This window comes from Pseudomonas sp. LBUM920 (assembly GCF_003852315.1).
GTDB lineage: Bacteria > Pseudomonadota > Gammaproteobacteria > Pseudomonadales > Pseudomonadaceae > Aquipseudomonas.
The window spans coordinates 3,432,523-3,446,902 of the sequence record NZ_CP027762.1 but is presented as its reverse complement, the minus strand read 5'-3'; the positions used below and the strand labels follow the sequence as shown (position 1 = coordinate 3,446,902).

General features: G+C 55.8%; 13 protein-coding genes. 12 read left to right on the top strand and 1 reads right to left on the bottom strand.

Going from position 1 to position 14,380, the window contains the following annotated elements:
- Window positions 1-6: 6 nt before the first annotated feature.
- From C4J83_RS16015 to C4J83_RS15975, 9 genes are all read left to right on the top strand, one after another.
- Window positions 7-510, top strand: coding sequence for a phage major tail tube protein (locus tag C4J83_RS16015; protein WP_124417574.1), 504 nt, complete (start codon window positions 7-9; stop codon window positions 508-510).
- Window positions 511-524: 14 nt separating this feature from the next.
- Window positions 525-1,124: a phage tail assembly protein gene (locus tag C4J83_RS31170; protein WP_124417573.1), complete on the top strand. Its 600-nt coding sequence runs from the start codon at window positions 525-527 to the stop codon at window positions 1,122-1,124.
- A 150-nt stretch (window positions 1,125-1,274) separates the two neighbouring features.
- Entirely contained in the window at window positions 1,275-4,409 is a 3,135-nt protein-coding gene (locus tag C4J83_RS16005; RefSeq protein ID WP_124417572.1) for a phage tail tape measure protein, read from the top strand.
- Between the two features lie 9 nt (window positions 4,410-4,418).
- Window positions 4,419-5,264 carry a phage tail protein gene (locus tag C4J83_RS16000; RefSeq protein WP_124417571.1) on the top strand — a complete coding sequence of 282 codons (846 nt, stop codon included), beginning with the start codon at window positions 4,419-4,421 and terminating at the stop codon, window positions 5,262-5,264.
- Complete coding sequence (locus C4J83_RS15995; protein WP_124417570.1) at window positions 5,239-5,445, top strand: tail protein X; 207 nt, start codon at window positions 5,239-5,241, stop codon at window positions 5,443-5,445. The genes C4J83_RS16000 and C4J83_RS15995 overlap by 26 nt, the downstream gene beginning before the upstream one ends.
- A 92-nt stretch (window positions 5,446-5,537) precedes the next feature.
- On the top strand, window positions 5,538-6,584 hold the full coding sequence (locus C4J83_RS15990; protein ID WP_124417569.1) for a phage late control D family protein: 1,047 nt from the start codon (window positions 5,538-5,540) through the stop codon (window positions 6,582-6,584).
- 604 nt (window positions 6,585-7,188) lie between these two features.
- Window positions 7,189-7,752: a glycoside hydrolase family 19 protein gene (locus C4J83_RS15985; RefSeq protein WP_124417568.1), complete on the top strand. Its 564-nt coding sequence runs from the start codon at window positions 7,189-7,191 to the stop codon at window positions 7,750-7,752.
- Window positions 7,734-8,276: a lysis system i-spanin subunit Rz gene (locus C4J83_RS15980; RefSeq protein WP_124417567.1), complete on the top strand. Its 543-nt coding sequence runs from the start codon at window positions 7,734-7,736 to the stop codon at window positions 8,274-8,276. Before C4J83_RS15985 ends, C4J83_RS15980 begins: the two co-directional genes overlap by 19 nt.
- Before the next feature lie 150 nt (window positions 8,277-8,426).
- Window positions 8,427-9,221, top strand: coding sequence for a DNA adenine methylase (locus C4J83_RS15975; protein WP_124417566.1), 795 nt, complete (start codon window positions 8,427-8,429; stop codon window positions 9,219-9,221).
- Between the two features lie 163 nt (window positions 9,222-9,384).
- Here C4J83_RS15975 and C4J83_RS15970 read toward each other — a convergent pair whose 3' ends face one another.
- A complete protein-coding gene (locus tag C4J83_RS15970; RefSeq protein WP_124417565.1) occupies window positions 9,385-9,597 on the bottom strand; it encodes a hypothetical protein in 213 nt (70 codons plus the stop codon).
- Between the two features lie 1,000 nt (window positions 9,598-10,597).
- Here C4J83_RS15970 and C4J83_RS15965 point away from each other — a divergent pair.
- The 3 genes from C4J83_RS15965 to C4J83_RS15955 all read left to right on the top strand — a co-directional run bounded on the left by C4J83_RS15965 (window position 10,598) and on the right by C4J83_RS15955 (window position 14,266).
- A complete protein-coding gene (locus C4J83_RS15965) occupies window positions 10,598-12,142 on the top strand; it encodes an S-type pyocin domain-containing protein (RefSeq protein WP_124417564.1) in 1,545 nt (514 codons plus the stop codon).
- A 1-nt stretch (window position 12,143) separates the two neighbouring features.
- On the top strand, window positions 12,144-12,419 hold the full coding sequence (locus tag C4J83_RS15960; RefSeq protein WP_124417563.1) for a hypothetical protein: 276 nt from the start codon (window positions 12,144-12,146) through the stop codon (window positions 12,417-12,419).
- Between the two features lie 842 nt (window positions 12,420-13,261).
- Complete coding sequence (locus C4J83_RS15955; protein WP_124417562.1) at window positions 13,262-14,266, top strand: hypothetical protein; 1,005 nt, start codon at window positions 13,262-13,264, stop codon at window positions 14,264-14,266.
- Window positions 14,267-14,380: the final 114 nt, after the last annotated feature.

Sequence of the window (14,380 nt, the reverse complement as noted above, 5' to 3'; positions counted from 1 at the left end):
TAGTCAATGATTCCTCAAACTTTGTTTAACACGAACCTGTTTGTCGACGGCGTGAACTTCGCCGGCGATGTGCCGACTCTGACGCTGCCCAAGCTGACGGTAAAGACCGATGAATATCGTGCCGGTGGCATGGCAGGTGCCATCGAAATGGCGCAAGGCCTGGAGAAAATGGAGGCGTCCTTCGTCACCAAGGGCGTGCGTCGTGAGTCGTTGAAACACTTCGGTTTGGCTGATGGCACGGCGTTTAACGCGACATTCCGAGGGGCTTTCAGAGGGCAAAAAGGCGCAGTGACGGCGGTGGTCGCCACCCTGCGCGGCTTGCTCAAAGAGGTCGATCTGGGCGACTGGAAAGCCGGTGATCCGGCTGAGATCAAGCACGCCATCGCGCCGTCTTACTACAAGCTCGAAATCGACGGTCGCCTTATGTACGAAATCGACATGGTCGCGGGCGTTCAAGTGATCGACGGCAAAGATCAACTGGCTGACATCCGCACCGCGCTGGGCCTTTAAGGGAATAGATCTAAATGAATAAAGCTACTTTCAAAGAAGTGCCGGCCTGGCTGTCACTCAATGCGCTTGCCGCCGTCGTGACGCTCACGCGGCCAAGCAATTCCAACGGCGTGTTGGTCGAAACGTTGACATTGCGTGCCCCGGTCGTTCGGGAGGTGCGGGCAGCCGACCGCGCCTCTAATGGCGACGACGAACAGCGCGAACTGATGCTGTTTGCGGGGTTGGCAGATGTCGGCGTCAAGGACCTGGAAGGCCTCAAATTGGCGGACTATCGCCGTGTACAAACCGCTTACTCGCACCTGGTTCCCGATACCGACTACACCAACGTGATGCCGTCGTGGTTGTCGGTGACCACGGATCAGGCAGTGGTGACGCTTTCCTGTCCGAGCACAATCAATGGAGTGTCGGTTGATAAATTGGCCCTGCGCTCTCCGACGGTGGGCGATGTGCGTACGGCAAATCGTGATGCGGGCGGGGATGACGAGCAGCGGGAGCTGATTTTGTTTGCCGCGCTTGCCGGTGCGCCTGTCGCAGATCTGGAGGGCCTGAAGTTGGTGGATTTCAACCGTCTGCAGGCCGGCTATTTTCGTATGGACCAAGACGACGGGCTTTGATCCTGGCGTCATGAAAATGGCCGCGAAACGTCTGGCGGCGGAAACCGGATTTTCCGCTACCGAAATTCAGTCGATGCCGTTTGCTGAAATGGTGTGGTGGCTCACGGATTGAGCTGCCATCGGTAATGCATTGCAAATGGGGGCCATGACATGGCGAACAAAATCGCCCTCGGGCTGGTGATCGGCGGCGCCGTCAGTGCGACTGTCGGTGCCGCGTTCAAAGATGTAACGGGCCGTATTAAACGTCTTGAGGCGGAAGGCCTCAAGGCGCGGGTTCTGCAGCGAACTATCGGCGATACCATTCGCTTGCGTGATGAATGGAAGAAAGCCCATGACAGCGGTTCTGAGGGAGCGTCCAAGCTGCTGGGGCGCTTGAACTCCAATCTCGACAGCTTGAAAAAGCAGGGTATTGAAGTCGGCCGGCTGGAGAAGGCCTATCGGTCAATGGGTCAGACCGCCAATAAAGCGGACCTGAAGGCCCGGGGGCATCAGCAACTTGATGCAGGTAGGACCGGGATGAAAAGCACAGTCGGCGCCGCTGTCGTCGGAATCGGTGCTCTAGCTGTTCCGACCAAGGTCAGCGCGGACTTTGGAGCCATTGTTCGTGATATCGCGATCAAGGCTGGCATTGCCAATAAGCCGCAAGAAAAGGAAATGTCACGCAAGATCATTGATACCTCGCGCGACACAGGCATGGCGCGCAACGATGTGGCCGACGTGGTTAACCAGTTGGTGAGCGCCGGCATGGATTTGAGCAAGGCCCTGGAATATGCGCCAGTCGCGGCCAAATTTGTTGTAGGACAGGGATCGAACGGTGTTGATACTGCGAAGATGATCAACGCGCTGGGTCAGAACGCCAAGATCACTGACCCCAAGCAGATGCAGCAGGCTCTGGAAGCGATTGCCTACCAAGGACAGGCGGGCAGCTTTGAGGCGGTCGACATGGCCAAGTGGTTCCCTGAGCTATTGGCGAACATGGGCAGCCTCGGTATCACTGGCATTGATGCGGTGACGCAGTTGGGCGCCATGCTGCAGGTGCAGATGAAGTCTGCCGGCGGCGCCGATGAGGCGGCGAACAACCTCAAGAACTGGATGAGCAAAATCGGCTCTGGCGAAACCGTCAAAGCGTATGCAAAGGCGGGTATCGACTACAAGGGGTCGATGCAGACCGGTTTGCAGAACGGTATGTCTACGCTTGAAACCAGCATGGCGTTGGCGCAGAAGTACATCCAGGCCACTGATCCGAAGCGCGCGGCGGCGATGGCTGAGGCGACGGCAAAGATCAGCAAGGAATCCGACCCGGAGAAAGCCAAGGCCATGATGGCCTCGCTTGAGGAGTCACTGCGCACCGGCGATCTGTTCGCCGATATGCAGGTCAAGGCTGCGCTTTCCGCTTACATGCAGAATAAGGCGCTATACAGCCAGCTCAAGAATGATTCGCGAGACGCAACGGGCATTCTCGATAAAAACCTCAGCGAGCGACGTGAGGCGTCGTCGCAGAAGTGGGCCGAGATGGCTCAGTCGATGGATGATGCAATGCGCAGCGTTGGGGACGCCTTGCGTCCGGTCACGGACACCGTGGCTGAAGCATTGACCAAAGTCACCAAGGGTATTACCTCGCTGTCTGACAGCGCGCCCGGCGTTGTGATGGGCATCACTGCAGTCGGTGGTGGGCTTGTCGCTCTCAAGGGCCTGCTTAGTTCGTTCAAAATCGCTAAAGGATTGCTCAACGTTGCGCGGGGCTCGTTAGGTGGCAAGTCCGGTGAAGTACAAAAAGTCTTTGTGACGAACTCCCCGGATGGGGGCGGTTTTGATGGCAAGGGCAGCGACCCCAAGGGGAAGGCCGGTAAAGCCCTGTCGTTGGTTGAGTCCGGGCTCAAGGCTGTGGCCGCTTTCAAGGGTGATTCAGATGATGTCGAGGGTAAGGACGATAAGAAACCCGGCAAGTTCGACATTGTTGCGACAGGCCTCAAGGTTGTCTCTCTGGCAAAAGAGGCGGCGTCTGGCAATGAAGACGGCGCCACGGTTCGCGATTCGGCAGCGGGTGGCGCTGATGTTCAAAAGGTTTTTGTCGTCAATGCAAACGCTATGGGGGCGTCGAATGGAGGTATAGGCGACCTTCGTCGACGTGGTCCCGGCTCAAGGCGTAACCCTTCGCGTCGGCGGCCCATACCGCCTCGTGTGGCTAGTTCGCCGCGACCTCGGGTACAGGCGCCGCGCCCGTCAGTGCCACGGCCACCAGCTCCGGCCCTGCGCCCGGCAGTGCCACGGCCTCCAACTCCGGCCCTGCGCCCGACAGTGCCACAGCCTCCAGCTCCGGGCCCACGTCCGCCAGTGGAGCGTTCGCCTGCTCCCAGCTCGCGTCCGCCAGTGCCACGGCCGCCGGTTGCAGTTCCGAGTTCACCGGCGGCTCGGCCTCCTGTGCCCGGTCCGCGTCCACCAATGCCGCGACCACCGGTACCGGCTCCTAGTCCGCCAGTGCCACGGCCTCCAGCGGTGATCCCCCGGCCGCCGCTTTTACCAGTTACGGTTCCAACGGGGGCGTTAGCTAAATTGGGTGGAGTGGTGCAAGCGGTCGGTAAGATTGGCAAAGCGGCCAAGATGATACCCGGCGGTTCACTGATGGAGGCCGGCGCTATGGCCTTCGACACCTATCAAAACGCCAAGACCAAGGACGAGAAGGCCGAGGGGTATGGTGCCGCCGCAGGTAATCTGGCCGGTACCATGGCCGGCGCTGCTGCAGGTGCGGCTATTGGTTCGGTAGTGCCGATTATCGGCACAGCTGTTGGCGGGCTGATAGGCGCCTACCTGGGCAGCATGGGTGGGGCTGCGGTGGGTGGCGCTGCGGGTAAGTCGTGGTTTGGGGGCGATGACGAAAAGCCTGCGCCTCCGGTAACACCTTTGCTGATGGCGCCTCGGCCGGGGCCGGCTATTCCAAGCTTGGCTGCCATGAGCAAGTCATTCAATGGCCAGAACGGTTCGGGTGCGCTGCTGATGGCACCTGCGCCGCATTCGCCGGCGTTGGGTGACGTGGCGCGCTCGATGGCGGTGTCTGCACCGACCAAGCCGGCGGCAGTGGCAATTCAGCCCAAAGAACCAGAGAAGCCCGTGCCAGCCAAAGTGGATCAGAAGTTTGAGTACTCGCTGACGATGCCAATTACGGTGCAAGGGGATGTGAAGGATCCCCAGCGCTTGGCGCAAGACCTCATGCCGCATATGCGGCTCATGATGGCGGATGCGGCTAAACAAAACGCCGCGAAGCTGTACGACGAACCCCACCTGTAAGGAGGCCCAATGGCTTATATGGAACAGATGAAATCGGGCCTCAAGTACCTGGTCGAAGCCGGGGAGGCTGGCAGGCGAAGTGCTGACGGTATGCTTGGGCCAGTCAACGGCGCGATCAGGGAGATAACCGGCGCTGCATCAGAGTTGGAAAATATCCCGTTTGTGGGGCCGTCAGTTGGTGCCAAGTTACAGCGGGTCATGCGTGGTGTGAATGCAGCACAGGCCAAGGTCGGCCAGGTGGCGGCCGTGTACGGCCGTGCGACACGGGCGGCCGCCGAAGTTCAGGAACGAATGGGCACACTGAAGGAACAGGCGGGCAAGGCTGCTACGGCAATCAACAAGATCGCCGGTAATGTCAGTCCTTCGTTGGCGAACATTGTGCCTACCAGTGCCTTTGCGATGGATGCAACGCCGGCACCGGAAGCGGTGAAACCGTTTCCGCACCTGCTGATCATCCAGCCCCGCGACCCCAAGATTCAGCCGTACTACTTCAATTTAGATACGGCGGCCTTTGACGAACTGAGTCGCTCGACTGAGTTTCGCTGGGCTTCCCAGGAGCGACTGACGCGACGTCCGGCGCAGCAGGCAGTCGGCATGGGAGAGGAAAAGCTCACGCTTAAAGGGACGATCTACCCAGGCTTCAAGGGTGGCCTCAAGCAGCTTGATACCCTGCGCACCATCGGCGGCCGGCTCCAGCCGCTCACGCTGACCACGGGCTATGGTGAGGTGATCGGCACCTGGTGCCTGAAGACCATCAACGAGGAGCAGGGCGCGCTGCTACACGGCGGGATTCCCCGTAAACAAGGGTTCACTTTGGAGTTTGCGCGCTATGGCGACGACATGCAGAACATCTGACGGTGACATGCTCGATGTCATTTGCCATAACGTTTACGGCCATCTCAATGGCACCGTTGAGGCGGTACTTGATGCCAATCAGGGATTAGCAGATGAGCCCCAGCCTTACCGTGCTGGCGTGGTGATCGTGCTGCCAGACCTGCCAGGCCCGACCGAGGAGGGGATTAGTTTGTGGGATTGACCCCGAACAACACCGCCAGCAGCACTTTACGATAAACGTGACGATACTTTGATCATGACCCGCCCTGTGCGGGTTTTTTTTGGACTAAATCCATGACTCCCACTTTTCGAATCGTCGCCGACGGTGCCGATATTACAGCCAAGATCAATGATCGCCTGTTGTTGCTTCGGACTTCAGACAAGCCGGGAATGGATTCCGACGAGTTTGAATTACGAATAGATGATCGTGACGGCCAAGTGGTACTGCCTCGGCGCGGCAGCTCTGTCGAGATCTATCTGGGATATGCCGAAACATCCCTGAAGCGCCTGGGGCGTTATGCGGTGGATTCGGTCGAGGTGTCCGGACCGCCGGATACGATTGTGATAAAGGGCAAGGCCAGCGACATGCGAGGCAGCGGCAAGACCATCCGTAGTGGTAGTTGGGAGGACGTGCCGCTGTCCAAAATTGTGGCTGACATCGCCGCACGCAATGGATGGCAAGCGGGGTGCCAGGTAGCGACGAAGGTCGCGCGCGTGGATCAACTCAACGAGTCCGATTTTAATTTCATTACGCGCCTGGCAAAGCAGTACGACTGCACGGCTAAGGTCGCAGACGGCAAGTTGTTGGTGATGCCGCGCCAGGGCGGGCAGACCGCCAGCGGCAAAGCGTTCGGTGCGATCACCCTGACCCGCAGCGACCTCAGCCGATGGCAGTTCAGCTTGGGGGATCGCAATTCGCACAAGGCCGTATCGACCAAGCACCAGAACAAAAAGGACGGCAAGTTAGTGGTGGTCACCGTCGACAACGTCGATGCTCCTGATGGCTTGCCGGCGGTTCATACCGACCGACATATCTACCCGAACAAAACCGCCGCTGAAGCGGCCGCCAAGGCCCGTTTGGCAGCGTTCAATCGTTCGACTGCTGACGTGCGGCTTGAGATGCCCGGGCGGACAGATCTGTTCGCGGAGCGATCAATCAACGTGCAGGGTTTCAAGATTGGTCTTGATGGCGAATACCTGGCGGATTCGGTCGAGCAGGTGTTCACCCAATCAGGCTGGTCGACCACGGTGGAGTGCAATGCGGGCAAGCAAGGTAAATCCAGAGGCAAGAAAAAGAAGGAAAAGAAGCCGCTCAAAGTATTGAGCGTCGAGAAGCAGTAGTGGATCGCATCGCTGAATTAGTGCGGTTTTTTGTGTCTGTGAGTGGACCGCGGCTGCATAAGCATAGAACCGAATGCTCGCCGCCAAGCCGGTGTTTTTGCTCCTGCACGATACATACGGAGCATGATTTACTACTGCATCGTGGAATTTTCGTCAGAAACCCTGCCTATATTTTAAAGTGTTATCCCAGCGACAAGGGGGCGCTTTAACTTCGCTAAACGAGCTGTCAAGACTCGCTTTAATGCGAGTAATTTGCGTATGTCCCGACGAGGTGAAAGGGAGTTTTGACGTCCATGTTATGCAATATTGCCCATGATCAAGGAGGGCAACTTTGCAATTTAGCAGTCCGCACTCCCCAAGGTTTTTCACTGCTTCAAAATCATGAACGCTAGATTGAATATCAACTAGGGAAGCCCCGGTTTGAAACTCTGCACTCAATGATAATAGAGCCTTGTTCAGCCGAATTTGCTCCATAAAGCCTCCTGTCCTCACGCTAGCAATAAAGGCTTACTGCCATTAGTAGCGAGGGTGATCTTCTCAAAGTTGAAAAAAAAATGAAACAACCGTCAGAGTTCGCTCATCGGTTTTTTGAATGGAGAAAGCCATGCCAATCACCGAACATCAGTTACTGCAAATCCTCCCGAACGCCGGCCGCAAAGCCGGCGTTTTTGTTCCTGTACTGAACGCAGCCATGATCAACCGTAAGATCGATACGCCGAAGCGCCAGGCGGCATTCCTCGCCCAGGTGGGACACGAGTCTGGTCAGCTGCAGTACGTCCGCGAATTGGGCGGCGATCAGTACCTGAGCAAATACGACACTGGCGCCCTGGCTGCCAAGCTTGGCAATACGCCCGCGGCCGACGGCGATGGTCAGCGGTATCGCGGTCGTGGGTTGATTCAAGTCACCGGCCACGACAACTACCTGCGCTGCAGCCTGGCACTGTTCGGCGATGAGCGATTGCTGCGTACGCCTGAATTACTCGAACTGCCCCAGTGGGCCGCAGAGTCTGCCGCATGGTTCTGGTCTGTAAACGGGCTGAATGCGCTCGCGGATCAGGACCAGTTCAACACGATCACTCGCCGAATCAACGGCGGCCTTAATGGCCTGGAGGATCGGCTGCAGTTGTGGGCCAGGGCGAGGGCGGTGTTATGCGTCTCTTCGATCTGATCCCGGCGCAGTTCCGTATCGCCGCTATCAGCTTGCTGTTAGTGGTGGTGGTCGCAGGATCTGCAGCATTGGCCTGGACTGCTCAGAACTGGCGTTATGGCAGCGTGCTGGAGCGGCAAGCCCGGCTGCAGGCGGACACCCTCAACGAAATATCCCAAGCGTCTGCTGCTCAGCTGCGTACAGAGCAGGACAAGCGTCTTGCCCTAGAGCTCCGCCTGCGTCACAAAGACGAAACCCACTACAAGGAATTGACCGATGAGCAAATCAAGCAGGCTCGTCTGCGTGATCGGCTGGCTACTGCTGATCTGCGGCTGTCAGTCGTACTCGCCGCCACCGAAACCACCGGCAGCTGTTCAGTGCCAACCACCACCGTCACCGGCCGCGTGGTTCATGGCCCCACAAGAGCCCAACTTGACCCAGCGCATGCTCAACGAGTTATCGGAATCACCGATGCCGGCGACCGAGGGTTGATCGCCCTGCGGGCCTGTCAGGCCTACGCAAAAGAAGTTTCTACACCGAAGTAAAAAGGAGCGGCCGGGCAGGATGCGTCAACATCCAACCCGGCCACCTTCCCCGCAGAACGTCCCTGCAAGTCCAGCCAAGGCTCCTGCTTCGTGCACAAAGCGGAGCGAGCCTAGCACTGTTTATCTATACAGCAAAGGTCTTGCTTTTATATGTCCACACCCATCATCCCTTGGATGGGCGGCAAACGCCGCCTGGCCGACCGCCTTATCCCGCTCTTCCCACCTCACGAATGCTACGTTGAAGTATTTGCCGGCGGCGCCGCGCTCTACTTCATGCGTCCCCAGGCCGCGCCAGTTGAAGTCCTCAATGACATCAACGGCGATCTGGTGACGCTTTACCGCGTCGTGCAGAACCACCTGGAAGAATTCGTGCGCCAGTTCAAGTGGGCGCTCAGCTCCCGGCAGGTGTTCGAGTGGCAGAAGATGACCCGCCCGGAAACCCTCACCGACATCCAGCGCGCCGCCCGATTCTTTTACCTGCAGCACCATGCCTTCGCCGGCAAAGTGACCGGGCAGACGTTCGGCACTGCAACTACCGGCCCAGCCATAAACCTGCTGCGGATCGAGGAAAACCTGTCTGCAGCGTGGGAGCGTTTATCCGGCACTTACGTTGAAAACCTAGGCTGGCTTGAATGTGCCGAGCGCTACGACCGTGCCCATACGTTCCACTACATGGATCCTCCTTACTGGCAGACCGCCGGCTATGGCGTGGACTTTCCATTTGAGAATTACGAGCGCATGGCCGACTTCATGCGGCGCTGCAAAGGGAAGGTCATGGTTAGCATCAACGATCACCCAGACATCCGACGGGTGTTTGACGGCTTTCACTTTGAGACGCTCGATATCCGCTATTGCAATACCAATCAGCGTCAGGGAAAGGCTGAGGTGAGTGGCGAGCTAGTGATTATGAACTGGGAGCCCGCCGCATTGGGAGGACTGTTCTGAGCATCAAACATCCCTGGATTGCACCGGCAGCAATAAATCAGCTCCCTGGTTTTTCACATTCATGCGTTTGTGCATGCTGCGTAGCTATGCGCTGAGCCCCCGTAAATACATGGGATTCTGGCTTAAGGTCCGAAATACTCCAGCATCATCGGCGTGTGCTTTGTCAAAGACGATTGGTTAGTAGCTTCGCCAGGCCCTGCTTGATGTGCCCAGCGTTTTCGCCGATCACGAATAGCGCGCCACGTACGTTATTACCAACCTCATTCAGGCCTTGCTTTTCGCTTTGAAGGGCCAATTCCATCAGAGCTGTTTCTAACGCGAGCTGATTCTCGGACATTCGTTCAAGCAAATCCGGGAGTGAGTATTCCCCTGACATGTGTTCTATCTCATCGAAAAAGGTTAAGGATAGCAGGGGCCTACCAAATTTATGCTTGCTTAGAAATTGCTACGAGACCAGCCGCTCAATGCCAGCTAAGCATAGCTGGCGGTGGTTTTGAGGAGGGCTATGTCCAATCCATCACCGCTATGATGCGCTTGTCAGGAGTGCTGGGATTGGAGCTACAAGCAACTGCTACGTAGAGAGCCCTGTACTTTGTCCGCTGTAGGGAAAGTAGAGCGTAATCGCATAGATACTGATTGTTTGATGCGTGGGCCGTCCTGAATGAGCATCATCGGGGCGACGGAGAAGCGGCGGGAGAGGGGAGCGGTTTGTAGGGGTATTGGGGGGTCTGAGTCAGCGAGGCGAATGGGGCGCAGTTTATCAGGGATGGGTCTAGGGTATGGGATGGGCTTGTGCGCTTCTCACCACCTCGCGTTGCACATTGCTTCGTGTGGAATGCGTCGGGATCGGAGGGAGGCCAGTACGTTAGATATTGTGGTCTGACCCCGATATCCCCCGTTTGCCAGTCTGGATATGCATAAATGCATTTTTTTGTTGCGGTTTTTGCTGTATATGCATACAGTATGTGTGCGGCATGATGAAGAGTGCAGCAGACGGGGATTTTTGTTCGTTGAGCTTTTCAGAAACAGAGAGCTTCAGAGCCGAAGCCGTTCGTCAGAGGGTAGTAAGGTGATGGGGTAATCAGCCGTTCACTTTACTGAAATATGAGAGCTATCGTACTGAATATAGCGAAAAGGAAATTCACTATGCCTATGATTGGCGACACGCTTTATCTTCCAGAAATTGAAATCAACGCTATTAATAAATATGAACCACAGACATTCGGAGGCGGAGGTGGTGACAGTGATTTCTCACATAGTCACACTGGACAGCTAATTAACGTTGCAACGCGTACTTATATACTTAGCACATACCCCCCATTATTTCCCAAAATGTTAAGGATCAAGAGGCGAGCTTTGCAACGAATCTTCAGTCGATGCCCGAATCTATTGCAAAAAGCATTACCGCAATAGAACAAAATGAAGGCAGTCCCGCGAGCGAAGTCGAGAAAATCGAACAGCATATTCGTTCGGTGGATACGCTAATCACTCAAAAATCACAGGCTGCTGCTGCTCAAAAAGCGATTGCTGATAAGTACTACTATGGAGACTTCTTTCGTTTCCCGACTATGCAATTTATTAAAGATGCAATCAGCGGGAGCAAGACAAACTACCCTCCAGATAAAAATTATAAAGAATGGTACACTTCACTTGAGGCTGCGTATGCTGCAAAATATATCAATCGGGAGATCGATTATTTAAATGTCCTGAAGCAGAATCTTCAAGCACAGGCTAACCAAGCACGTGCAGACGCTGAGGCCAAACGTATTGCCGATGAGGCGGCAGCAGCTGAGGCTGCTAGGGTAGCTGCTGAAGCCGCAGCACTTAAAGCAGCTCACACGTTCAGGCTTCCCGCAGCCGGTGCTATGCAGCTGAGTACGGCTGCAGGCTCCATTGCCGTCACGGCAGGTTCAGGCGTTACGTTGGAGGCGGCGATTCAAGCGGCTAAGGTAGCGCTGAGTACAGTTGTGAGTGCAGCCACGGCAGTCGGTATTGGAGCTTTGACGTATTCAGAGTCCCTTGGCAACGGGGAGCTGCCCGCGACAATGCTGGATCTGCCCGCTAAGGAACTGGCGCCTAGCCTGCCTGATAATCTTCTCGAGGTAGCGGCGGCTGGTGGGACGGTTGATGTGCTATATCGGCTTTATGGTGATCAATCGAAGTATTCGGTAGTGGCCACCCAGGTCACTGGTGGACTAGCCCCCACTGTTCCGGTAAGGGCATTGGTGCTTGATCCTGTGGCCAACGCCTATACGTTTACTACAACCGATACACCGCCGATCACCCTGGCATTCCCTATTGCAGTACCAGGAAATAGCTCAACGGCAACTCCGGCACAGCCGGTGGAGACTCCGGTATACACAGGCATCACTCTGACCCCAATTGACGTCAAAGCTGAGCCGTTTCCGATTGCCAGCCAATTGAGCATCCGAGACGCTATTTATGTTTACCCCGCGGATTCGGGTTTGCCGCCGATTTATGCGGTATTTAGTAGTCCGTACGAAGGTGCTACCACTAAAGGTGTACACAGCGGACGGATGTACAATCCTGATAAAGCCGGAGGTCCAACCCAAGATCTTGATTGGGCAACGGCAACGGTGACTCAGGAAGGTATTGATCTGGTTAAATTGCATACGTCACGATTCGTACCTTCTGATGCTAATAAGATTATGATTGAACGGCTAGAAAAGATACTAAGTGGTCAGATCCCTGTTACGGATGTTGATAAACGATTTTACACCCATGAAATGCGAGAGTTAGAACGTTACAGGGCGCTCGGGGTAGCTGATGGGGTAGAAGGAAATGTTTGGAATAATGCTCATGCTGCAACCTTAGAAGACTATAAGCTGAGGGATGCTGACGATTTATTCTATACGCCTGAAGCCATTGCTGCAGAAATTAAACAAGTATATGGAGAGTAAAATGAGTAACATTAATAACGTGGTAGTCGCTGAAGCACCAAGGGATGTAGTTCTTTTTATTGTAAGAAACAAACCAATTTCGTATCCAATGCTTGATCGACTCTACAGCAGGAATGGGTGGGCCAATATTTCAAATAACTTAGAGCTTTTGAAGCTTATTGAAAGTATGGAGCTCGAAGGGGTGGTTGAACATGTTGATGGAGGAATAAGAAAAGGCCCAAACTGGAATGCGCCAGCATTCATGGTTGAGAATAAGTATACGTTGAGTGATATTTAGGTCTGCAAAAAAACCCAGCTCAAGCTGGGTTTTTTTTTGCTTGGACTTTGAAAAGTTATTCCTCTCCGTATTCTGGATACTCTTGATGCTTGTGCTTTTTAGGTATACCCAAATGGGTCATGGATACCCACACAGCGTCAGATGGTGACGTTTGAAGGGGATGTTGGGATTGGAGCGACAGGCATTGGCGATAAGCACCGTGCCTTACGGATGTGGTTTTGTCGGCCAGGCGATGGCTATTTCAGGAGGGGAGTGGTACGAAAGTGGTACGGGGTTTTTATCGTGCGCTACAGGGCACGTATTACAATGTCTGTAGGATTAGCAGTTCCAATCCATCATCGGATCGACTATTCAACAGTAGGCTACGATGCGCAGAATCCATTCCGCAACCGATGCAGAGTAGCCCGATTTTAGAGGGCTCTGAGGCCGATTAAATATTCGTAATGCGGAATTGAATTCGACGTAATTGATTGATTAATAGAAGTATTTTCGTGGATTGCAAATCCGCCTACGCCGGTTCGATTCCGACCTCGGCCTCCACTCTTAGAAACCCTGTAGATTAACGTCTACGGGGTTTTTTATTGCCCTCAAATTGACTGCGCTCAGCCTGTCATCCGGTTCTTGTGGCGTGATGCTACCGCATCCCATGCCTTACAAAGTTTTTGGAACCTACAAATTACCCTGTCCGTCACTACCCTATCGACGCAATGCTGAGGTGCTGTGACGTGTGTCGGTTTTCTTCATCGACGCTGTGTGCGCTGTTTGCGTAGCCGGGTGCACCTCTGGGGCGATAGCTGCTGGTCTCGATTGCGCCTTTTTCGGGCTAGACAGAGGACAGGTCGATGACGACAAAACACATACTGTTTGCCGGTGGGTCGGGCATCGTTGGGCGTGCTGCCATCCGGTGGTTTCGTGAGCGCCAGCCCGGTATGCCCTTACTGGTGGGCGGCCGCAATTTGGATGCGGCGCGCGAGGTTGCGCGGGAGGCGGGTGCTGCCCACGCGGTGGCAATCGACCTTGATAAGCCTCGCCTGGGCTTTGATGACGGCGTCGCATTAGCGGCGGTGGTCATGCTGGCACCTGATGATGGACTCCGGGGTTTGCGCTATGCGCAGGACTTGGGCATTGCGTACCTGAACATCGGCAACGGGCTGGTAGAGGTAGGGCCGGAGATGGCGCTGTTCGCGCACCGTGCGACGGCGGCGCCCGTGGTCCTTGCCAGTCAATGGGGCGCCGGGGTCGCGGTGTTTATTGCGCTGCACGGTGTAAAAGGCTTCGAGCGCGTGCGATCCATCAGGATCGGGGTTGTACTGGATGAACAAGACGCTGCAGGCCCACTGGCGCTGGAAGATATGCAGCGGCTGAGTGCGGCGGCGCCTGCCGCGTTGGTGTTCACAGGCGGGAAGCGGTCCTGGGTGTCCGGTGACGCCGCCAAAGCCAGGATCAAGGCCATTGACGGTCGGGAGCTTGCGGCTGACGCGTACTCTCCGTTCGACATTATCAGCCTCTACGCCGCCACGGGCGCGCCGGATATTCGCTTTGACCTGGCGAGTGGCGAATCATCGAGCCGTCGTCGCGGTGACGCAGTGGCGGCAGAGATCATCGTCGAGATCGAGGGCGAGGCTGAGGGGCGGCCACGACGGTCACGCGCTACCCTTGAGTTCAGGCATGGCCAAGCGTCGCTCACCGGACTGAGCGTGGTGCTTTCGCTGTCAGCCGTGCTGGGCCTCAACGGCGGTTCTCCCTTTTCCGCCGGACTGTATATGCCCGAGCTGCTTGAGGACGCCGAGGCGTATCTGGATGAATTGCGCCGCGCAGGCGCGGTTATTCACGAAGACATTGAGTAACCGTCATCTGATAACAACGCGGTTCAACTTCCAGCGTAAAAAAGGAACGGATCTATTCAATTCCATAGGTCCGTTCCCTTTTCAGTCATTGCAGTACATGACTCGATTTATACC

Coding starts and splice junctions, on each gene's coding strand:
- C4J83_RS15990 (WP_124417569.1), top strand. CDS start 5,538: ATGACTCCCACTTTTCGAATCGTCGCCGACGGTGCCGATATTACAGCC.
- C4J83_RS15955 (WP_124417562.1), top strand. CDS start 13,262: ATGACGACAAAACACATACTGTTTGCCGGTGGGTCGGGCATCGTTGGG.
- C4J83_RS15970 (WP_124417565.1), bottom strand. CDS start 9,597: ATGTCAGGGGAATACTCACTCCCGGATTTGCTTGAACGAATGTCCGAG.
- C4J83_RS15980 (WP_124417567.1), top strand. CDS start 7,734: ATGCGTCTCTTCGATCTGATCCCGGCGCAGTTCCGTATCGCCGCTATC.
- C4J83_RS15960 (WP_124417563.1), top strand. CDS start 12,144: ATGAGTAACATTAATAACGTGGTAGTCGCTGAAGCACCAAGGGATGTA.
- C4J83_RS15995 (WP_124417570.1), top strand. CDS start 5,239: ATGGCGACGACATGCAGAACATCTGACGGTGACATGCTCGATGTCATT.
- C4J83_RS16000 (WP_124417571.1), top strand. CDS start 4,419: ATGGCTTATATGGAACAGATGAAATCGGGCCTCAAGTACCTGGTCGAA.
- C4J83_RS15975 (WP_124417566.1), top strand. CDS start 8,427: ATGTCCACACCCATCATCCCTTGGATGGGCGGCAAACGCCGCCTGGCC.
- C4J83_RS16005 (WP_124417572.1), top strand. CDS start 1,275: ATGGCGAACAAAATCGCCCTCGGGCTGGTGATCGGCGGCGCCGTCAGT.
- C4J83_RS16015 (WP_124417574.1), top strand. CDS start 7: ATGATTCCTCAAACTTTGTTTAACACGAACCTGTTTGTCGACGGCGTG.
- C4J83_RS15965 (WP_124417564.1), top strand. CDS start 10,598: ATGCCCGAATCTATTGCAAAAAGCATTACCGCAATAGAACAAAATGAA.
- C4J83_RS31170 (WP_124417573.1), top strand. CDS start 525: ATGAATAAAGCTACTTTCAAAGAAGTGCCGGCCTGGCTGTCACTCAAT.
- C4J83_RS15985 (WP_124417568.1), top strand. CDS start 7,189: ATGCCAATCACCGAACATCAGTTACTGCAAATCCTCCCGAACGCCGGC.